The following is a 20333-nucleotide window of genomic DNA, read 5'->3' as shown; positions in this document are numbered from 1 at the left end:
CATGCTCCTTCGGACGATTGCACAACTGTCGCCAACCATTAGCCCACAGACGGCGATCCGGGAGCAAAAGACTGTCATGCGCGCGCATGACAACGATACGTCGAGGAGCATGGGATGCGCATACGATGGGTGGCATGACAGACCTATCGGACTCGCATACCATCTCCATCGGGGTGCTGGACAACGATTCGCTCGCCCTCAACGCCATAGCCGTGATGACGAGCCGTCTCTCCCCGCGGTTCCACATCATCTGGAGCACCACGTCCCCGGCGATGGCATTGCAGCGCTGTATGACCCACGGCGCGCGACCCGACGTGCTGGTCGTCGACATGGCCTTGGGAGGCATCACCGGCGCGGACATATGCGCCAGAATCCGTCGGCGCACTCCGACGATCGGCTTGGTGTGCGTCACCTCCTATGACCTTGATCCATATCGGCAAGACGCGGTCGAGGCGGGCGCACAATGCCTGATAGCCAAAGATGACATCGTCAAAGAGCTCCCGCAGGCCATACGATGCGCGGCACAGGGGAGCCCGTCCCCGGCACCGGATTCCCCACCGCACGGGAAGCCAATCGCAAACTCAACGAAGGACACGCGACCGAGGGCCGGCTGCCGGAAAACGACAAGCCATCGCTGTCCTCCAGGGAACGGGACGTACTGCGCCTCTACGCGCATGGATCATCCACCGACGAGATAGCCGCGCTCCTGAATGTCAGCAAGGGCAGCGTCTTCACCTACGTCAACAGGGCATGCCGCAAGCTCCATGCCGCCGACCGCAAGGAGGCCCTCGCCATATGCGCCCGATACGATCTGCTCTGAACCGTATACACCACCCAGCCATACTGGCCGCGGGGTTGGTCCTCGCAGTGGCGATCCCCGTAGAGATGGGCGTGTACTCATCCCAGAACCTGCTGTCATGGTCGACCATACGCATATCGCTGGCTCGTCGCCGTCCTGTGCGCCATGCTCGGAGCGGCACCGGTATGGGCCGCCTGTCTGCTGTTCGCGGTCTCAGGATACGCGTTGCTGTGGCTGTTCTCGCCGTTGACGACCATCATGATCGCCGCACTGACCTCCATAGCGGTCCTCTCGTTCGTCAAACCCCGCCTTGGAGCCGCTTCCGCACTGGCGGCCCTCGCCGCCCTCGCCGCGAACAACATGCAGAACAACCTCACCTCGTCGAACATCGTAGGCATGATCATCATGTGCCTATGCCCATTGTCGCTGGGGTTCAGTCTCAACCTGCTGTTCGCCCAACGGCAGGCGACCGCGACACTCAGGCAACAACTCGACCGCGAACACACGGCGCGTCACCTGCACGACACCATCAGCAACGACCTCGCCTACATGATCCTGCGCATCGACCAGGCAAGCCGCAGTGATTGCCCCGCCGATCGGGAGCAATATCAGCGCCAACTCACCGATCTGCGCGCCATCGCCGAAACGGCGCTCGACCACACCCACCAGGTGATACGACAACTTGAACGCACCGACAAACCAGACGATCGCAGCCGCATCGTCAAAACAAATAACGACGACAAAACCGACAGGAAAATCGAACAGCAGCGTGAACGGCTTGACGGCATCATTCAATCGCAACGACGTCGCCTTGGCGGCCTCGGATTCCAAGGTGACGACATCCTCGGGACGTTCGACCATCCACTGGCGGACGACATCCTCGACCTTCTCGAAGGACTGCTCAACGAACTGTACGCGAACATCGCCAAGCACGCCGCCCCGCACGAATGGTACGCCGTCACGATCTCCTTCGACCGGCGGCACGTCATCATTTCGGCAAGCGACGTACTAAAGGACGAAGCGGTACGGCTCGGACTCGGCAGCGGCCTCAAGAGATACCGAACCGTTATCGAATCCATGTCCGGGACGTTCGACATCACCGATGATTCCGACAACTGGAACGCGAACATCACCATTCCATTGTCTGTAACACGCCGGTAAAGGGAATGACGGCCTCCAGCTGCCAGTGGGCTTGTTCGGTGTCCGGCTGGCTTGCGCTGGTGTGTGTTCTTCGAGCGAGTCGATGACCTCGTGCGTGTGGCCCATGGCCCGGCTGGCGGCGTCGCGCAATTCGTCGAGCTGTTGCTGGTATTCGTGTTCGTCGGCGGGCATGCCGTCGGTCCCGGCGTGACCATCGGGACATCCAGCATGAGGATTACGCCCGTGACAAGCGCCGGCCACAGGAACCGGTCCGGGCGGAACATGCCGCCGACCAGGCCGGCAAGCACAGCCAGAGCCAACATGATATCGCGCACGGTCGCGGTGCCGGGGACCCGTGCCGCCATCGAGAACACGTACTCCGCGAGCACCGCCACGGACAATACGGCGCAGGACGCCGCGATCACCGGATGCCCGGCATGCCGCAGGCCAAGCCGCTCGGAAAGCCGGGGCAGAGCAGATCGTATCTGGCGCATGCGTCCAGCACCTCCTTGCGGCTGGCGACTCCCAGCTTGTCGGCCACGCGGTGCACGTACGTGAACACGCTGCCCGTCCCGCCGCTCCTGCGACGGATGCGCCGGCACACGTCAGCGCCCGTGATTTTTCCCCCCACGCCATATCCAACACCAGCGCATCCGGCCTGGTATGCGGGTTATGGCAATGCTCGATCGCCACCGCGGGCGAACCCGTGCCCCACATGACATGGAAGTCCTTGGAAACGGCCGAGATCATCGCGCACATCGCATCCAGGGCGAACGGATCATTGTCCAATACGGGCGATACGGATCGACCGCGCCGCAGCCCCGGTCATGTTATCATGTCCCATGCCGCTCATCGTGGCCACGGTCGCAGCCGGACAAAACCTGCTGTCATGCGATTACTTGACACGATGTTGCGCTTGCGGGCGCGAACGGATTGAATTGGACTAACGGGTTTTATGTAGGGATGCCGAGGAGGACAACCATGAATCAGGGGAGGGCTCGACTGGAACGAATTCGGTGATGGAGGGCTTTGCGAAATCCCCGGTCAATCGATTTGCTGACTGGTTGGGATGGGGATTCGTCTTCCTCGGAGCGGGTATAGGAGCGTTTCTGGGTGTCGTCGCGTACGTTCAACACTGGATTAGCTGACGGCTTCGAATAGTTCTCCGACCGCTTCTCGGATTTGCCGGGTGGCATGAGGTTTTCGACCGCTCACGTAGTGGCGGCGACCTCACGCTAATCAGTAATACACACTTTGATCTAGCAGACCCTACGGCTAAGGCTAGGAGGCCGACGATGGGAAACCGCGTATGGAAAGGTGAGCCTTCCGCCGGTGGCCGGGCCGGAACGATCATCGCTTTGGGCATCGCGGCGTTGGTAGTGGCGGGAGTATGGTTCGGATGGACTCGATACTAGGGCTATAGTCCGGTTTCGAATCTGTCGCAGACGTTCTCGATCTCATTTTCCGAGGATGCGCGGGCAATCGTCAGCAAGGACGAGGAAAGCTTTCATGGGGACGGATACCGGTACGTGAAGGTCGCCGCTGACCCAGAACAAGTCGACGGCACCATTCTGGACGGCAGGGATTACTCCAGTGGCCAACTGCCCCAGGAGAACATCCGCATAATCAAGGAAGCGGATGCGACCCTGCGATTGAACCTGGGAACACAGCTCGATGCGCTCTACGACCGGCCTCATAAGGAGATAACCAATGAGGGCGGCACGCTGATCATCATCCATGATGCCGATTCCTCGGAATGGCATTTCTTCGAATGCCTCGTCTGAAAGCTGAGCACTCCCGAAACATATGCGATTGTCCTGAAGAAGAGCCCAGACCAACCAAGCCCCGATTATCCAGATAAAAAGAAACCCCCAGTGCATCACGGCTGAGTCGAAGACCGTCCGGAGAGGCCCTTTGGGGGAATTCTTGATATATCATAATGAGCCATGAGCCGACAGTCAAATTCAACAACTGATTTCCTCTCACGGACTCCAAGGAAAGGAAGTCCGCGGGAGAAGGCGCTGCGCGCGTGCATTACCGATGAACGGCTTGCCACCTACAATTATGAGGCTCAAAGACGTTCATGCCCAGCGCTAGAGCTGTACCTGTGGGATCACGACATGGCCAGCGCCTGTATGGGCGACATCGCCATCCTCGAGGTCGCTCTGCGCAACCGCATGGACCGGCAACTCTCCCTCCTCGCTCTGGAGCAGAATGGCACTGAAGACTGGTATATGGCAGGGCTACAATTCGATGACCGAACCCAGTACCAGATTCGTGAAGCGTGGAACCATCTCACCCCGCACCAGCGAAAAAATCATACGCATGGCCATCTCATAGCGTCATTGACATTCGGATTTTGGCGCAATCTCTTGGAAGACGGCGGAACAATCCACACGAAGTGGCCAGACCAGCGCCGTGCAGATTATGAGAACGATTTATGGCGCAAAGGACTCGATAAGACATTCTCCAATGGGCGCCAGTATGCCCGTGCAGTGGAAGAACGCTGGACGAGAAAGTACGCGCTGGATATCGTAAAAACAGTGCATGCCCTGCGTAATCGGGTCGCTCACCATGAGCCGCTTGTCAACGGCATACCTCTGCCGGGTGAGAATCGACGGATTGCATTGGAGAATGCGACGCAGGCGTGCTTCGCTCTGGCGATGATCCTGGACCGAGACCTACACGCATGGTTGATGGATAACAGCAAGATGAAACTTGTGCTCGAACACGAGCTGAAGCCTAATGAATAGGTAGTGAGTATCGTTTTCGCCAATCATCTCTTCAGTGGGAATGGCAATGAGCTGCAGCGACACCAACAGATTCCTTAGGATCCGACACCGGCACGTCCGGCCTGGTATGCGGGTTATGGCAATGCTCGATCGCCACCGCGGGCGAACCCGTGCCCCACATGACATGGAAGTCCTTGGAAACGGCCGAGATCATCGCGCACATCGCATCCAGGGCGAACGGATCATTGTCCAATACGGGCGATACGGATCGACCGCGCCGCAGCCCCGGTCATGTTATCATGTCCCATGCCGCTCATCGTGGCCACGGTCGCAGCCGGACGAAACCTGCTGTCATGCGATTACTTGACACGATGTTGCGCTTGCGGCCATGCGCAGGTTGAATGGGATTGCGCCACGAAAGGATATGCCATGAACGATCTGCTGATTATCGACATGCTGCCCACGTACGGGCTGCTGTTCTACCTGCTGATCTCGGTATTCGTCTTCGTGGGATGCCGTGGTCTGCGCCGGAGGACCTCGGATCGTGGCCTGCTGCGTTTTGCCGTAGGCGCGTTCTTGGTTGTTTCCGCGCTCGGCGCCGTGTTCGCTGCGCTGGTGTATATCATGGCAGTACCTTTGGCGCAGCCGGATATGGTCGACTTCTACCGCACGTACCGGCCGGGAGCTCTGATCTTCCTGCTGGGACTGTTCATCATATTCGGCGTCGCTGCCGTGTATCGGGGAAAGTAACCTATGGTGTGTTTACGCTAGTTGGTTTTGCTGGCGTTTTTGAGTTGGATGGCGATGAGGATGAGCTGGAGGTTGGCGAGGAAGGTGGCGTCGAGCCTGTCGTAGCGGGTGGCGGCCTTGCGGTGGTGCTTCATGCGGTTGAAAGACGCGTTCGACCATGTTCCGCCCCTTGTACGCCTGCCTGTCGTAGTCCCATGGGCCCGTGCGGTTCCTCTTGGGCGGCACGACCGCGTGCTGGTGGACCTTCACGCTCGTGGAGTCCATGGCGAGCACCCAAACCTCGACGGCGATGATCCGCTCCTCCTGCAATGCCGTGAACAGGCGTTCCATCGCGCCGTTCCCGGACCAGCGGTTGAACCGCCGGCAGACGGTGATCCACTTGCCATAGCACTCCGGCAGGTCCCTCCACGGGGCTCCCGTCCTGCACATCCACAGCAGGGCGTTGACGAACCTGTAGTTGTCGACCGCCACGTTGCCCCTCTGTCGCGGCAACAGGTGCGCGACCCTCATGAACCGGTCAAGCGTGATGCCATACCCCGGCGTACACACACGCCAATCATCACACAAAACCTAAGACTAAGAGACTTTCTGGTAAGCGAAAACATTTGCCTTTTATCCATGAGGGAACTATTGCAATAATACTACCGTTGATAGCTTGGATTGAATGGAAACTACAGGATAGGTTGCAGTTTGTGAGTTCATCTGGTAGCTTCCGTGTGCAGCAGACGAAGGGGTACGTTCCTTGATGCATGAGACATGTGCAAAGCTGACGTATAAAAGTTGTTGCGTAGCAGCCAGACGGCAAAATGAAGGTAACTGTTGCGTTTTTGCAGTTAGCGTGCCTTTCGTCGTCAGATGTATTTAGACATTCAACCCTCGTATGAGTTATGAGAGACCTTTCGGATTGATGAGAACCTTGCACGTCATATTTCAGATACGGTAAATTATCCCCCTGTCGCAAGAGCAAAAGTACATCTTTCAGATTTTTGCAGAATCTGTAGGTTATTCCCGTTGAATCATCAATTACGGTGTTCGGTACGTTGCGTTGTACAAGGTACATGAGTTCGTTGTTCCAAATGCTTGAAGAATAGGCATTTTTGAAAAATGATAACTTTCGAGCATCAACGTCACTTGTGAAGAACTTCTCCGGGTCCTTTACTGAATCAATTTTTGTGTTTCCGCTAAGTCTATATAACTTGAATGCGCGCTGATAGTCTTGATCCAGTAAAGCCTTCCCTAAAAGATGCGTGACTTGAGGGTATCCGGGAATGCCAAAACGTTGATAGTCATAATAATTCAGGAATGCATAGTCTCTTTTATGAATTTCTGAAAAGGCCTCTGCATCGTCACCACTTAAATTTCGTAATGTGACAGTGAATGCGTTCCCGAGCAATTTTCCTATTTCCTGTGAATTTGATTGTCCAATATAAGTTAGTTCAATATATGCTGAACTGGCATACATCGTTGCATTGAATCGCTCTAAAGCTTCATCAGGAATATGGACTTTGATGGACACCTCTTGGGTGGTAATTCCCTCTTCGTCTTTTAGACCGCAATAGGTTATCTGCGAAGAAGAGAGTGCGAAGAAACTTGACATGCACTCGATTGCTTCAAATGGGCTATATCCTTTTTGCTAGACGATATCTTGAATGAGTGTATACTCCGTCGGAAGTCGGAATTGAGATTTCATGTACTATGAAATCTTCAGGAATTTCTTTGATTTTGACATTACTCATCGGTGGTTCTTTCTTTGTTGAGATGAGCGTAGGCTCCGATACCAATCATGGTCAGTATCAGGATTTCGACGCCTGACCATAGGACGGCGTTCCTCTGGCCGAAGGTGTTCGACAGGGTGCCTCCGTATATGAAACCGAGCGAATTGACCCCGATCAGAACCGCCTTGTATATGCTCGTCACCCTCCCGAGGTAACGGGTTTCGACCAGATTCTGCCGGTTCGTGATAATGATGATGTTCAGCACGGACTGGCACAGGTCCACCACGAACAGCGTCGCCGCCACCGCGAAGATGTTGCCGAACGCCACAAACAGGAGACGGAAGCACATCTGGACGAGGAAGTTCGCGATCAGGACCGTTTCGAACTTGAAGCTTCTGTTCAGCAGGTTGACGATGAAGGTCCCCGCCAACGCGCCCATGGCCGTAACCGACATGACCAAGCCGACCTGGCCCGACGTGAAGCTCAGACTCTTGCGCATGATGACGAGGCTGTCGTTCTGGAAATTCCCGGTCAGCACGTTGAACAACGCGGCCAGCACAAGCGGGTAGAGAACCACACGCCTGGTCTTCAGATAGGAAAGCCCCTGCCGGGTGTCGCCGATGACCGTTCGCACCGCGGCCGGCACGGGGCCCCTCAACCCGCCGGCGCCCTTCGAGGAACCGACCCTCATCAGGAGAATGGCACCCGCACTGAGAAGAAAACACGCGGCGCAGATCAGGGCCAGCAGCCCCATCGGCACCACGGAGTAGAGCGCCCCGCCGGCAAGCGGGATGAGCAGCCCGGCCGTGTACTGGATGCCGTACACGATGCTGTTCATCTTCGAATAATCCGATTTCGACACGAAATACGAGATGAACGTCATCTCGGAAACGGAGCTGAACACATTGGTGCACCCTATGACCAAGGTGACGAGATAGATGGCTATCAGCGTCATGGTCGCGTTGCTCCGAGCCGAAAGAACCGCCGCGAGCAACGCGTATCCTCCGAATCTGATGGCATCGGAACGGATGAGCACCTTCCTGACGTCGCACCTGTCCACAATAGCGCCGAAAGGCAGACCCAGCAGCAAGAACGGCAGCGTCTCGAACGAAGAGATGATCGAAAGATGAATACCGGAACCGGTAAGGTCGAGCACGATAAGCGGCAACACGAAAGTCATCAACGAACTGCCGAGATTATCGCTTACAACGGAAAGCAGATAAACCCAGTTATTCCCCCTCCTTGATAAATTTTCCATGTGAATACGCGACCCCATCCCTACCAAACCTTATAAGAGTGTACATCGGGAGACAGACTGTCCGTGTGCATTCTGATGTTCTCACCACACTCTCCGAATTGCTCATATGCAAGAGTGTCATGAGTTTTATCATACAGTCGGAAATAGTAAAATTCATACCCTGTAGTGGCTATCGAGAATGCTGTATTCCCTGCTTCATTAGTCACAGAATAATGCTGAATGAACTTTTCGCTGCCCACTTGGATGGAATAGATTCCGCAGATGGGACATGTCCTCATGCATAGTTGGTAAGAATGCGTTTTGAAAAATCAAAGAAATCTGTTTTTGAACAGCAACTGCCGCACCGTTCTGTAGGAATTTTGACTGGATACCCTATGTTATTGCTGCGTACGAATGCCTCAAATTGGTCAAATAGGTATCCATTGCTTGAAAGCAAACGTATTTGCTTTCCTACAATTTCTTTCATTTTAGTCAATAGTGAAAGAAGTTCGTAGTACTCATCCTTGTTAATTATTTTGAATCGATTTGCTTGGATGACCATGATATTGATGTTCTGAAGCCTCTGCCTAAACAGATCAGCGATTCTTTGAAGAAGAGTTGCCATCTCGTCATTCAAGTATTGATTCAAAATAAGGTATGAAAAAAAATCTTCAAAAAAACGGATAAATGAGCATATCCGGCGCTGCTCATCCTTCAACGATTTTACCGAGCGCGTTTCATATTCCAGTTTCTTATTGGAAAAATAATGTAAACACACCCTAGTGCGACTGATGGGATATTTCGGCATTGTATGCACACAACGAACACGAAAAGGGACCGTCGGATTGCTCCGATGGTCCCTTTTGCGTCGGTTATGAACCACGTCCGATCACGGACCCGTTTCGACCGACGAAGGTCAGGCGAGAATCACTTCTTGTCGCCTTCGTGCTTAACCTGCGCCTTACGCGCCGACTCCTCGGCGGAGGCGATGATGTCGTCGGCCGACAGCGGCTTGACGCGGCACCACACCTCGAAGAGGATTCCGATGACCAGCATGATGATGCCGGTCCACAGGTTGATCGCAATGCCGTTGGTGTCGGCACCGTTCATGTTCGGTGCCACGATGCCAACGATCGTCACGATCACACCGTAGATGACGAACAGGATCGCGATCAGACGACGCAGGTCGTTGGTGCGGGCCGCCTTAACGGCCTGATCCTTTTCGGCCTGGGTCAGCAGGCTCTTGGTTTCTTGCGTTTCATCAGTCATTTCATACACTCCTTAAATCTTTCCACCTGCGGTTTAGAAGAACGGGATGTAGAACACGAGACCGAGGGTGAAGATCACGGAGCCGAGAATGAGCGGCTTCTTGTACCACGGAACCTTCACTGTAGAGACATCCTTTCCGGCTTCCTTGGCGGCGTGCTTGGCGTCCTCAAGTTCCTCGGCGGAGGCCTCCTTGAAGTACTTGATGCCGTTGGTGCCGAAGGTCAGGCCCTCGAGCTCCTCATCGGTCTTGGACTTGGTGAACGGCGTAAGCACAGCCGCCGCGATCCAGGTCGCGAGGCAGGAGATGATGGCGCCGTACCAAGTCTCGGCGGTGGCGGAACCGAAAATCGGGTTGCCGGCCGCGACGGACTGCAAGTACAGGATGTAGGTGACGAGCGGGGCGAGAATGCCGCACACGTAGCCGACGGTGCCGGCGACGTTGGAGACGCGCTTCCACACCAAGCCGAGGATGAACACGGCGAACAGCGGGGCGTTGAAGAAGCTGAACAGCGTTTGCAGGTATGTCATGATGTTGCCGAACTGCGAGGCGATCCAAGCGGTGAACACGGAGATGAACACGCCGATGACGGTGATCCAGCGGCCCATGTTCAGGTAGTACTTGTCGTCCTTGCCGGGCTTGACGTAGTCCTGCCACAGATCGTAGGTGAACACAGTGTTGAACGAGGAGACGTTCGCGGCCATGCCGGCCATGAAGGAGGCCATCATACCGGTGATTGCCACGCCGAGCACGCCGTTCGGCAGGTACATCTTGAACAGGTACGGAATGGCTTCGTTGTACTGCAGCACCGGGTGGTCACCAGCGAACAGGTTGCCCACGGTAGCGGCGGCGATCAGGCCAGGGATGATGATGATAATCCAGATGAGCATCTTCGGGATGGCGCCCAGGATAGGCGTCATACGGGCTGCGGTCATGCTCTTCGCGGCGAAGGCGCGCTGCACCTCGGTGAAGTTCGTGGTCCAGTAGCCGAAGCCGAGCACGAAGCCGAGGCCCATAAGGATGGAGAACCAGTCGCCACCGACCGGGTTGGTCACGTTGCCGAGGCCGGTGCCGGCCCAAGCGTGGATGGAACCGCTCCAGTCCTGCATGCTGTCGAGCTTGGCGGTCAGGCCGGACCAGCCGCCCACGTGGGACAGACCGATGACAGTGACCGGGATGAGGGCCGCGACGATGACGAAGAACTGCATGACCTCGTTGTAGATTGCGGAGGTCAGACCACCCAGCGTGATGTAGGCGAGCACGAACACGGCGGACACGATGATGGCGGTCCATTGGGTCCAACCCAGCATGGCCTGAAGAATCAGGGCCATGGCGTACAGGTTGATGCCGGCCTGCAGAATCGTGGAGACGGCGAAGCACAGCGATACGATGATGTGCGCGCCCTTGCCGAAGCGCTGGTACATGAACTCAGGCACCGAGCGCACGCCGGAGCCGTAGTAGAACGGCATCATGAAGATGCCGAGGAACACCATGCCCGGCACGGCACCGATCAGGTAGTAGTGGATGGTCGGCATACCGATCTGGGCACCGTTAGCGGCCATACCCAGAATCTCGGTGGCGCCTAGGTTGGCGGCACAGAATGCCAAGCCTGCAATCCACGCCGGCATGGAACGGCCGGCGAGCAGAAAGTCTTCACTGGACTTCTGCTGCTTGTGGATGGAGTAACCAATCCACACGATCATGGCGAAATAGATGATGAGAATCAGCCAATCCACCCAACTCAGCGACAGGCGAATCGCGGATTCTCCAGCAGCAAGATCAATCATGCCGCTCCCTCTTTCTTCCTTGAATATATTTTGCGTGGGTGTAAGCAATCAGACAGCAAATGTCACTGATTGCGTTGCCAAGTGCTCAAATTAGTCCCAAATACAAAAAATTTCAAGGAGGCGATACACGGCTTTGCCGGATGCTTCTGAAACGATTTGCCTCAATCGCGCATATCTTGCTTGCATTTCGTGAGACCGGCACAGTGTCATTTGAACATTGAGCCTCTCCCGCTGAAGCGTATTCACCATTTTGGAAAGCGATTACAACCTCACAAAAACCGTCAAAAACACACAAACCGAGTATGGCCGTCGATACGTATCAAATGAACATCGAACAGAATAGTTAGGGTGTGTTTACATTATTTAGGTTTTGTGTGATGATTGGCGTATGCGTACGCCGGGGTATGGCATCACGCTTGACCGGTTCATGAGGGTCGCGCACCTGTTGCCGCGACAGAGGGGCAACGTGGCGGTCGACAACTACAGGTTCGTCAACGCCCTGCTGTGGATGTGCAGGACGGGGCTCCGTGGAGGGATTTGCCGGAGTGCTATGGCAAGTGGATCACCGTCTGCCGGCGGTTCAACCGCTGGTCCGGGAACGGCGCGATGGAACGCCTGTTCACGGCATTGCAGGAGGAGCGGATCATCGCCGTCGAGGTTCGGGTGCCCGCCATGGACTCCACGAGCGTGAAGGTCCACCAGCACGCCACGGGAGCCGCTCCATGGCCGCGCCCGGCGCGTTCATGGGCGCGCGCCTGCTCATGGACCGCGCGCACGAGGGGGGTCCATGAGCCTGCTGGCCGAGTCGTTCGGCCTGACGCCGGTCGTGCCGCCCAAGAGGAACCGCACGGACCCATGGGACTACGACAGGCAGGCGCACAAGGGACGGAACATGGTCGAACGCGTCTTCAACCGCATGAAGCACCACCGCAAGGCCGCCACCCGCTACGACAGGCTCGACGCCACCTTCCTCGCCAACCTCCAACTCATCCTCATCACCATCCAACTCAAAAACACCAGCAAAACCAACTAGAGCAAACACACCCTAGATAAGGCTTGCGGCCGTTGGCCGAGCAGTAGTAGTGTGGTTTGCTATGTCAAACAGGAGGAGTGTGACCAATGCGGCTGATCGAGACATGGCTGGCGGACCAGGAACGCGCGTTTGACTTGTTCGCGAAATTCCCGGCGGAGGAGATGGGATTCGAGAACCCAGCGGCCGGCATGAATCGTGAACGGTTCGCCGCATATGTGCGAGGGTTGCGTGATGAGTCGCTTGGCGTCGGCCTGCCGGACGGCTGGGTGCCAGCCACCACATACATTCTCGTCAACGATGAGGGCGACTATGTGGGCATCTTCAACCTGCGTCACCGGCTCACCGACTTCCTGCGCAACGGTCCGGGCCACATCGGCTACGGTGTCGCCCGCGAATACCGCGGCCACGGCTACGCGACCGCCGGGCTCAAGCTCACGCTTGCCAAGGCCCGCGAGCTCGGCATCAAAGAGGCTTACCTGAGTGTCCACAAAACCAATCCGGCAAGTCTTGCGGTGCAGCAGCATTGCGGCGCACGTATCGACCATGAGGACAAGACGGAATACTACACACGCATCGCCACCTGCACGGAGAGCGATGGCCTCTATGCGCGAGGCGATTGACGGCGCCTCTCGCGTATAAATGGCCGATTATCAATCGGTTTTAATCGATTTCGCCTCGGTCGATAAAGTCGCCGTCGAGGAACCAATAATCGTGTGGATTTCCGCGTAGCGCCGTGAGCGGCGTCAGTTCCACGCCCTGCGCCGCGGCTTTGCTCAGCAGATAGGCGCGGATAATCCACGGATACTCCAGCGCGCCCGACTTGAGGGTGATGATTTGCTCCACTCTGCTGCCGCTGACGCCAAAATCCTTGCCGATCCGTTCGGCGGTCAGACCCAGCCGGCTCATGTTCTCCTGAAATTCGCGGATAGTCGCCGCGCGCTGCTCACTGGAATACGCCGTCAGAGTAGTTGATCATTTCGAGTTCCGGGCCCATGTCTTCGGTTTGAGTCAGGCCGGTCTCATGGAAGCCGATGTGACGGTAGAAACTTTGGGCGTTGGTGTTGAATCCGGCGACCCACAAGGCGAGCCGATCGTTGCCGATGGCGCGTTGGCCCGCCTCAACCAAAGCACGGCCAACGCCATGACGATGGCAAGATTCCAACACATATAGCGAAGCCAGTTCCGCAGCCTCGGACCGTTTGATTGGCGAGCGCGGCGTTTGCAGAAGCTCAGCAAAACCAATCACGTGGTTGTTCTCCAAAGCGACCAATACGACCTGATTGGGTTCTTTGGCGTGGCTGCGCGTCAGTTTGAGCGCGAATTCGGGAGTGATCGCATCCACGATTTCCTGCGGAATATGCCCCTGATTGAGTTCGCGCCACGTGTACGACTGAACTTGGGCCTTTTCCTCAAACCATTGCGGCTCAATCGGAACAATACGAATCGTCATACCGTTCATAGTAGAACACTTTGTTCGGGGAATGTCAATATGCTGTCATGCGATCACATGACAGCATATTGATTATCGAGGAAGAGATAATCGACCATTAGGGGGAATCAGCGGCACTGAAGACCCACATCACACGCTTGCCATCGACCCGCAGCTCATCATCGAGCACAACGCCATCGCCGGCTACTTCAATGGCGAAGATTTCGTCAAGCCACTGTGACGGAAGATTGGGGCTGCCGTTCAACCGCAAATTTTCTGTAAGCAGCTCTACAACCCGCAAAACTCTAATACTGTTGCATTGGCGCCTTAATCATCCATAGTTAAGGCACCACGCAACATACGATTCGCTTACCCACGCAGCCATCCGACGATGGTTGGGATAGATTGTTCGGCGAAGCGGTCTATGGCGTCGGTGGTGACGTAGGCGTGGGCGGTGAGGCGCAGGTACAGTTCGCCGCCGACCTCGCTGGCCGCCTCGGATACCCGACGCTCCGCGTAATCGGCAAGATCGGACATGTACCGGCGCACGACATCCCAGCCCCACAGTCGCTCGATCTCGCGCAGGGACTCGGGCGCGGCAATCGGACCGCATAAATCCTGGGTGCCTTGCTCATCGAATCGCTCCGGGAACGGGTCGGCGAAACCCCACGAGTCGATCAGTGGCCACAAATCCTGACCATCCTGACCGCCTTCGGGCGGAATCACCAGCAATGCCGTGCCACGCGGCGCACACGGGAACTTATGAAAATTGCCGCCCCACCAATCGGACTGCAGTCCGCCGACCGGATCGGCCAGTTGGGCGGGAGCGTGCGCGCCACCAACCAAAATGCGGATGCCGCGGCGATGGGCTTCGGCGGCGATGCGCTGGGCCGGAAACAGCATAGCGGTGGCGGAAGTGATCTGGTCCAACACGATGAACGACGTACGCTCGCTCATCTGCGCGGTCACGGCGTCGACCACGCCATCCTCGTCGGCGTCAATGGTAACTGGCGCATCTCCCTCATCCATGCGAATGATACGAATCGTCTTTCATCCCAATGATTTCGCTCTCGTGGCCGATACCCGCATGCCGTCATGTTCCGTACCTTGGAATCAGAAGTCGAGAGTCAAGGTCCGAAACCGAACGGAGCGGGCCGAAGCAGGGAGCATTGAAGATGGGATTTCTTAAGAACTTTTCCGAACCGTTTGCGTTCGCGATGGCGCTGTGGCCGTTTGTGTCCATGCTGCTGACCGTGCCGGTGCTGGCGCTGCTGTATCACCGCGACAATCGCATCCTACTGTCGTCGGCCATAGTGGCGTATGGCACGGTGCTGTACTTGCTCGGCCTGCTGTGCTTCACACTGTATCCGATGCCGGCCGATGCGGCGGCCTATTGCGCCGCGCACCATCTGACACCGCAGCTCAACCCACTGCAGTTCATCGGTGACATCCGTACCGATGGTCTCACCGCCGTACTGCAAATCGCGTTTAATATCGTGTTCTTCCTGCCGTTGGGCTTCATCATGGGCCGCATATGGCGTTGGCCGCTGCCGGTTACCGCAGTACTGTCGTTCGCCACGTCGCTATTTCTGGAGACGATGCAGCTGACCGGCCTCATGGGCGTGTTCCCGTGCGCTTACCGTCTGTTCGACGTGGACGATCTCCTGTGGAACACGACCGGCGCGCTGATCGGATTCGCGCTGGCCATGCTTTCGCTGCGCCTGATTCCGGCGCGGGTCGCCGATATGACGCCGACCACCACACCAGGCTTCATGAGGCGGCTGATCACGTTCATCATCGACATGACGCTGATCGCGTTCGCCGTGATGCCGACGCATCTGTTCGTCATGATCGTCCGCTCGAACCTGCCCTCGGGCTCCAATGGCTCATGGCAGTCGATGGAACCGTTCGACTGGACCGGTTCGATCCTCTTCCTGGCGGCGCTCATCCTCTTCGAGGGCGTGGTGCCATGGTTGCGCGGCGGCTGCACGTTCGGCGGCAGTTTCACGCACATGACAGTGGAAACCCGGCCGCGAGAAGGCTGGCGGCGTGCGGCGTTCTATGTGGCGCGTATGGCGACGCTAGTCATCGTGCTGCCATGGCATAGCGGCGGATTCAATCTGCTGGTGTTCATCGGCCTCGGCATCTTCTGGCTGGTCAAGCATCAGATGCCGTACGACCTCATATAAGACCGGCGCTCCGCCGTTTGGCGTTACAGGGCAACCTCCGACCATCGTTCGGGAGTCGGAATGCTGCGCAGCGGGCCGGCCAACGATATGGCCAATCCCGCTACGGAACAGGCCACGGCCACGCCCATCACCGCCGTGAAACCGAGATCTGGCTGTTGCAACAGCCAGCCGACCATCGCCGGGCATGCCGCGCCCAGTATGCCGACCGTGGTTTCAAATACGGCAGAAGCCCGACCCTGAATATTGTCGGGCGTCTTGCCGTAGAGAAAGCCGAGCAGACCGGCGTTCAGCGCGGGGAACGGCAGGCCGGTCAGAATCTGGCAGATCAGAATGGCCGCGTAGCTGTGCAGGAATAGCAGTGGCATCTGGCTGACCGCGAATAACGCAAGTGCGCCCGCAATCAGTCTCCCAGTGGGAACCATATCAACCAGTTTATTGGCCAACAGCGAGCCGACCAACGTGCTCACGCCCATTGCCGTGCCGAGCAGTCCGATCATGACCGCGCTGGTGCCACGGGCGGCCAACATGATCTGCGCGCCGGTGATACTGGCCACGCAGGCGATGTTCACCATTGCACCGAGTATGATCGCGGATAGGAAGACGCGCTTGGTCAGGGCCCAAACGGCGACCACGGCTTAGCGCGACGAGTCAACGCGCATTAGCTGTCTGCGAACGACACCAACACCTTGTACATAACAATGCCCCTTTGCAAAAACCAAACTCCAATTGTTGTACCAGTTCGAGCACGGGACCAGGCACGTCACTGGACTCAACATAATCGGCCATCAATGGTTTCTCGGCTTCGAGGGGCTGATTTCGTCCGGTGGGGACATCTACTTGGCTTTCGAGGGGCTGCTCAAACGCCAAACCGCGAGTATAAACGGCTTTGTGGCAACGACATGACGCCATTTCGGAGCCTTGCCTACTTGGGCATCAGCCCCTTGAAACGCAAGTAGACCTCCGGCGAACGCCGAATCAGCCCCTCGAAACCGAGTTAGGTATTCTTTTCGCGTTTGCGTTGGCGTTCGAGGGCGTAATAGGCCGCGTAGCAGCAGACGACGAACGGAATCATGCAATACAGGGTCGAACGTTGCGTCTCATCGAGCACCACGAGCAGCAGCGCGCCGATGCACATCACGATGGCCAGCCACGGCAACACCGGAAAGCCGGGAGCGCGATAGCCGAGTTCGTCGGCACTATGACCATCCCGCGTCCATTCACGCCTAAACCGGATATGGCACACGCACACGGAGAACCACACCACCAGCGTCGCCAAGCCGGATACGGCGACCAACACCAGATACACGGTCGAAGCGGCGATCACGGAAGACAGCAACGCCAGCAGCGAGCCCGCCATGCTGAACAGCACGGCCCACACCGGCACACCACGGAAATTCGTCTTAGCAAAACGTTCGGGAATCAGCCGCTCCTTGGCCAGCGACCACACCATGCGCGAACACACGTACAGGCCGGAGTTCGCGGCGGAAAGCACAGCCGTGAGCACCACGAAGTTCATGATGTCGCCGGCGAACGGCATACCGATTGACTGGAACACCAGCACGAACGGGCTCGTATCCACGCCGGCCTGATGCCAGGGGATCAAGGCCGCCATCACCAGAATCGAGCCGATGAAGAAAATTACCAGGCGCAGCACCGTGGTGTGCACGGCCTTGGGGATCGCACGCGAGGGATCCTTGGTTTCGCCGGCCGCCACGCCCACCACTTCGGTGCCGGAGAACGCGAACACCACGGTCAGCAAAGTCGAGAAAATCGGCGCGATGCCGCTCGGGAACCAGCCGCCGGCCACGAAGTTGGTGAACAATGGCGCGGAATCATGGCCGGCAATCGGTATGGCGCCGAAGATCGCCAGCAGGCCGATCACAATGAACGCGACGATGGCGAACACCTTGATCGACGCAAACCAGAATTCCGCCTCGCCGTACAGCCGCACGGACATGATATTGAGCGCGAACACCACCACAATGAACACGGCCGACCACACCCAGGACGGCGAATGCGGGAACCATCGCTGCATCAACAACCCCGCGGCCGTAAATCCGGAGGCGAGCGCCACCGCCCAGTTCAGCCAATACAGGATGGCGATGGTGAACGCGGTGCCGGGGCCGATGAACCGCTTCGCATACATGTGGAAACTGCCGGCGTACGGCATGGCCACGGACAGCTCGCCCAGCGACACCATCACACAGTATACGAGCAGAGAGCCGGCCGCGTAAGCGAGGATCGCGCCCAACGGCCCCGCCTGATGAATCGTGTAGCCGGAGCTGACGAACAGACCGGTGCCGATCACGCCGCCCAGGGAGATCATCGTCAGGTGGCGCGACTCCATCTTTCGTTCAAGGCCGGTATCGTCCTTGGGTGTGCCGGCTGCCGCCATGCTCGGGTCTCCTTTGGTCGGGTGAACAGTTGTGTCTCGTGTCGGTTGTGCGGGCGGCGCGCGATACCGCCTACCATATGATAGCGGTAACACGAACAGCGAGCGGAACATGAGGAGTTTGGAATGACGGAACTGTATATCGGATCGCATCTGTCGACGGCCGGCGGATGGAATGCACTGCTGGAACGCTCCCATGAGGAGGGCGGAACCGCGTTCGCGTTCTTCCCGCGCTCCCCGTACGGCAAGCGTTCGAAGGCGCTCGACCCGGCCGACGCGGCAACGTTCGGCGCACGTCTGAAGGCTGAGGACTATGGGCCGTTGGTCGTCCACGCGCCGTACGTCTACAATCTGGCAGGCAAGGATGAGGCCAAGCGCGCATTCGCGATCGAGGCGTTGGCCGAGGACATCGAGCTGCTGACCGCCATCCGCGAGGCCGGCCAGGAGGTGTATATCAATATTCATCCCGGCGCACATGTGGGCCAAGGCACCAAGACCGGCTGCCAGCTGATCAGCGAGGGACTGAATCAGGTGTTCGAGCGTACGACCGGCGTCATGGTGCTTCTGGAGACCATGGCCGGCAAAGGCACGGAATGCGGGCGCAACTTTGAGGAGCTCGCCACGATCATGAACGGCGTGAAGAACAAGGCGAACGTCGGCGTCACGTTCGACACCTGCCATGTGCTGGATGCCGGCTACGATTTGGTGAACGACTACGACGGTGTGATGCGCCAGTTGGATGAGGCGATCGGCTTGGCCAAGGTCAAGGCGATTCACGTGAACGATTCGCAGTTTGGCCTCGACTCGCATAAGGATCGTCACGCCAACATCGGGCAGGGCCAGCTCGGCATCCCGTTTTTCACGCGACTGGTCAACGACCCGATCATGGCCAAGCTCCCGATGATCCTCGAAACCAAGGAGCAGACGCCCGCCACGCATCGCGACGAGATCGAGTTGCTGCGCGGATTGGTGCAAAAGTAGTCGTAGTCGACCAATGTCGAGCAGAAGAGACCTGTTTTTGACTGAGGGCCATACGAGGTTAGCTATCAGCGGGGCATTGATTGATCCGTCTTCATATACAGCTGCATAGCCGGTTCCAGCTGCAAGAGCTCAAAACAGACGCATGGGTTCGGTGGAATCCAATGGCTGAATAAGACGTTTGCCGTCGCTGTTCAGTGGCGCGACTTCGTGAAATTGCAGACGCCGGGAAAGCAGGGTACCCGCTTCCCGCATGGAATCTAACAGTGCGGCTCCGTCAACGGAGCGGTCCAGCCATGAGGCAACCATATTCCGAGGCGCCAGCAGGGGCATGCGATCATGCACCTTGACGAACTCGTCCGCGGCAGGGCAGGTGATGATGGTTGCGGTCAGCTGCCATGGCGATGCGGGAGACGGCCTCCACCATGAGTACAGGCCGGCCAAAGACAATAGTTCATCATGTGGTGCGTGAAAATAGAACGGCCTGCGACCTTTCCATTCGTAGTAGCCGGAAGCGGGGATGATGGCTCGCATGGATTTTGTGGATTCGGCGAACGCCGGCTTGACATGCGCAGACTCCACACGCGCATTATATGTGGGGTAGCTCAGCACTTTGCTGGCGCTCCATCGCGGCACCAGCGACCAATAGGCACCGGTCAGATGACGGCGGCCATCCTTGCCCTGTGCCACCACGCCAATGTTCTGCGTGGGTGCGATGTTGTAGGAAGGCTGTGGCAGAGTGTCAACGCGCACGTCATCCTCGTCTACCGCGAACTGTGAGGCCACGGCATCCCAATCCAAATCAAGCGCGAATCTCCTGCACATGCGCCCAGTCTATGCCATCAATGGAATCAATCCCAGGCCGTATGACCGATATTCATGGCG

The 20333-nt window shown here is 57.4% G+C and carries 23 protein-coding genes and 3 pseudogenes; 12 read left to right on the top strand and 14 right to left on the bottom strand.

Annotated elements, in window-relative coordinates; translation table 11 throughout:
* Positions 1-86: 86 nt before the first annotated feature.
* From BLIJ_RS15305 to BLIJ_RS07235, 3 genes and pseudogenes are all read left to right on the top strand, one after another.
* Positions 87-452, top strand: a pseudogene (locus BLIJ_RS15305) (response regulator); the annotation flags it as partial.
* A 62-nt stretch (positions 453-514) separates the two neighbouring features.
* Positions 515-820: a response regulator transcription factor gene (locus tag BLIJ_RS15015; RefSeq protein ID WP_231837816.1), complete on the top strand. Its 306-nt coding sequence runs from the start codon at positions 515-517 to the stop codon at positions 818-820.
* A 144-nt stretch (positions 821-964) separates the two neighbouring features.
* The gene (locus BLIJ_RS07235) at positions 965-1960 is read left to right on the top strand and encodes a histidine kinase (RefSeq protein ID WP_012577729.1); all 996 of its coding nucleotides are present in this window, start codon (positions 965-967) and stop codon (positions 1958-1960) included.
* 400 nt (positions 1961-2360) lie between these two features.
* Here BLIJ_RS07235 and BLIJ_RS14355 read toward each other — a convergent pair whose 3' ends face one another.
* The gene (locus tag BLIJ_RS14355; protein ID WP_143247670.1) at positions 2361-2570 is read right to left on the bottom strand and encodes a hypothetical protein; all 210 of its coding nucleotides are present in this window, start codon (positions 2568-2570) and stop codon (positions 2361-2363) included.
* 898 nt (positions 2571-3468) lie between these two features.
* Here BLIJ_RS14355 and BLIJ_RS14690 point away from each other — a divergent pair.
* From BLIJ_RS14690 to BLIJ_RS15180, 4 genes are all read left to right on the top strand, one after another.
* The gene (locus tag BLIJ_RS14690) at positions 3469-3723 is read left to right on the top strand and encodes a hypothetical protein (protein WP_003829406.1); all 255 of its coding nucleotides are present in this window, start codon (positions 3469-3471) and stop codon (positions 3721-3723) included.
* 162 nt (positions 3724-3885) lie between these two features.
* Positions 3886-4692: an Abi family protein gene (locus tag BLIJ_RS07225; protein WP_011068121.1), complete on the top strand. Its 807-nt coding sequence runs from the start codon at positions 3886-3888 to the stop codon at positions 4690-4692.
* 408 nt (positions 4693-5100) lie between these two features.
* Entirely contained in the window at positions 5101-5421 is a 321-nt protein-coding gene (locus tag BLIJ_RS07220; protein WP_012577727.1) for a hypothetical protein, read from the top strand.
* A gap of 262 nt (positions 5422-5683) precedes the next feature.
* Positions 5684-5809, top strand: coding sequence for a hypothetical protein (locus tag BLIJ_RS15180; protein ID WP_256756191.1), 126 nt, complete (start codon positions 5684-5686; stop codon positions 5807-5809).
* Here BLIJ_RS15180 and BLIJ_RS15300 read toward each other — a convergent pair.
* From BLIJ_RS15300 to BLIJ_RS07195, 6 genes and pseudogenes are all read right to left on the bottom strand, one after another.
* A pseudogene (locus BLIJ_RS15300) lies at positions 5797-5931 on the bottom strand (transposase); the annotation flags it as partial. The gene BLIJ_RS15180 and the pseudogene BLIJ_RS15300 overlap by 13 nt on opposite strands.
* Before the next feature lie 49 nt (positions 5932-5980).
* Positions 5981-7027, bottom strand: coding sequence for a tRNA pseudouridine(13) synthase TruD (gene truD / locus BLIJ_RS13625; protein ID WP_256756192.1), 1047 nt, complete (start codon positions 7025-7027; stop codon positions 5981-5983).
* A gap of 122 nt (positions 7028-7149) precedes the next feature.
* Entirely contained in the window at positions 7150-8394 is a 1245-nt protein-coding gene (locus BLIJ_RS07210) for an MFS transporter (RefSeq protein ID WP_012577724.1), read from the bottom strand.
* 274 nt (positions 8395-8668) lie between these two features.
* A complete protein-coding gene (locus BLIJ_RS14340) occupies positions 8669-8998 on the bottom strand; it encodes a hypothetical protein (protein ID WP_126386323.1) in 330 nt (109 codons plus the stop codon).
* Between the two features lie 302 nt (positions 8999-9300).
* On the bottom strand, positions 9301-9642 hold the full coding sequence (locus BLIJ_RS07200) for a hypothetical protein (protein ID WP_012577722.1): 342 nt from the start codon (positions 9640-9642) through the stop codon (positions 9301-9303).
* A 33-nt stretch (positions 9643-9675) separates the two neighbouring features.
* Positions 9676-11427 (bottom strand): sodium:solute symporter family protein, encoded by a 1752-nt coding sequence (locus tag BLIJ_RS07195; RefSeq protein ID WP_012577721.1) that lies wholly within the window; start codon positions 11425-11427, stop codon positions 9676-9678.
* A gap of 504 nt (positions 11428-11931) precedes the next feature.
* On the opposite strand from BLIJ_RS07195, the pseudogene BLIJ_RS15295 reads away from it, so the two are divergent.
* A pseudogene (locus BLIJ_RS15295) lies at positions 11932-11997 on the top strand (hypothetical protein); the annotation flags it as partial.
* Here the strand turns inward: BLIJ_RS15295 and BLIJ_RS15010 are convergent.
* A complete protein-coding gene (locus tag BLIJ_RS15010) occupies positions 11976-12137 on the bottom strand; it encodes a hypothetical protein (protein WP_155392798.1) in 162 nt (53 codons plus the stop codon). The pseudogene BLIJ_RS15295 and the gene BLIJ_RS15010 sit on opposite strands and share 22 nt — an antisense overlap.
* 77 nt (positions 12138-12214) lie before the next feature.
* Between BLIJ_RS15010 and BLIJ_RS14330 the strand changes: the two genes are divergently transcribed.
* Positions 12215-12460, top strand: coding sequence for a transposase (locus BLIJ_RS14330; protein WP_012577720.1), 246 nt, complete (start codon positions 12215-12217; stop codon positions 12458-12460).
* Positions 12461-12546: 86 nt separating this feature from the next.
* Positions 12547-13080 (top strand): GNAT family N-acetyltransferase, encoded by a 534-nt coding sequence (locus BLIJ_RS07180; RefSeq protein WP_012577719.1) that lies wholly within the window; start codon positions 12547-12549, stop codon positions 13078-13080.
* Positions 13081-13120: 40 nt separating this feature from the next.
* Here BLIJ_RS07180 and BLIJ_RS07175 read toward each other — a convergent pair whose 3' ends face one another.
* The 3 genes from BLIJ_RS07175 to BLIJ_RS07165 form a co-directional block, all read right to left on the bottom strand.
* Complete coding sequence (locus BLIJ_RS07175) at positions 13121-13366, bottom strand: DUF2316 family protein (protein ID WP_012577718.1); 246 nt, start codon at positions 13364-13366, stop codon at positions 13121-13123.
* A 37-nt stretch (positions 13367-13403) separates the two neighbouring features.
* A complete protein-coding gene (locus tag BLIJ_RS07170; RefSeq protein WP_012577717.1) occupies positions 13404-13919 on the bottom strand; it encodes a GNAT family N-acetyltransferase in 516 nt (171 codons plus the stop codon).
* Positions 13920-14258: 339 nt separating this feature from the next.
* A complete protein-coding gene (locus BLIJ_RS07165) occupies positions 14259-14918 on the bottom strand; it encodes an aminotransferase class V-fold PLP-dependent enzyme (RefSeq protein ID WP_012577716.1) in 660 nt (219 codons plus the stop codon).
* Positions 14919-15064: 146 nt separating this feature from the next.
* Here BLIJ_RS07165 and BLIJ_RS07160 point away from each other — a divergent pair, with 146 nt between their 5' ends.
* Entirely contained in the window at positions 15065-16078 is a 1014-nt protein-coding gene (locus BLIJ_RS07160) for a VanZ family protein (protein ID WP_012577715.1), read from the top strand.
* 23 nt (positions 16079-16101) lie between these two features.
* Here BLIJ_RS07160 and BLIJ_RS07155 read toward each other — a convergent pair whose 3' ends face one another.
* Complete coding sequence (locus BLIJ_RS07155) at positions 16102-16650, bottom strand: MFS transporter (protein WP_014484906.1); 549 nt, start codon at positions 16648-16650, stop codon at positions 16102-16104.
* 422 nt (positions 16651-17072) lie between these two features.
* Positions 17073-18473: an amino acid permease gene (locus tag BLIJ_RS07150; protein WP_012577713.1), complete on the bottom strand. Its 1401-nt coding sequence runs from the start codon at positions 18471-18473 to the stop codon at positions 17073-17075.
* Positions 18474-18596: 123 nt separating this feature from the next.
* Here BLIJ_RS07150 and BLIJ_RS07145 point away from each other — a divergent pair, with 123 nt between their 5' ends.
* Positions 18597-19451: a deoxyribonuclease IV gene (locus BLIJ_RS07145; RefSeq protein ID WP_012577712.1), complete on the top strand. Its 855-nt coding sequence runs from the start codon at positions 18597-18599 to the stop codon at positions 19449-19451.
* Positions 19452-19580: 129 nt separating this feature from the next.
* Here the strand turns inward: BLIJ_RS07145 and BLIJ_RS07140 are convergent, their stop codons facing one another.
* On the bottom strand, positions 19581-20273 hold the full coding sequence (locus tag BLIJ_RS07140) for an SOS response-associated peptidase (RefSeq protein ID WP_012577711.1): 693 nt from the start codon (positions 20271-20273) through the stop codon (positions 19581-19583).
* Positions 20274-20333: the final 60 nt, after the last annotated feature.

Origin of the sequence: Bifidobacterium longum subsp. infantis ATCC 15697 = JCM 1222 = DSM 20088 (assembly GCF_000269965.1) — a bacterium.
GTDB classification, from domain to species: Bacteria; Actinomycetota; Actinomycetes; order Actinomycetales; family Bifidobacteriaceae; genus Bifidobacterium; species Bifidobacterium infantis.
Note: the sequence above shows the minus strand (reverse complement) of the source record. Positions and strands in the feature narration are given on the sequence as shown.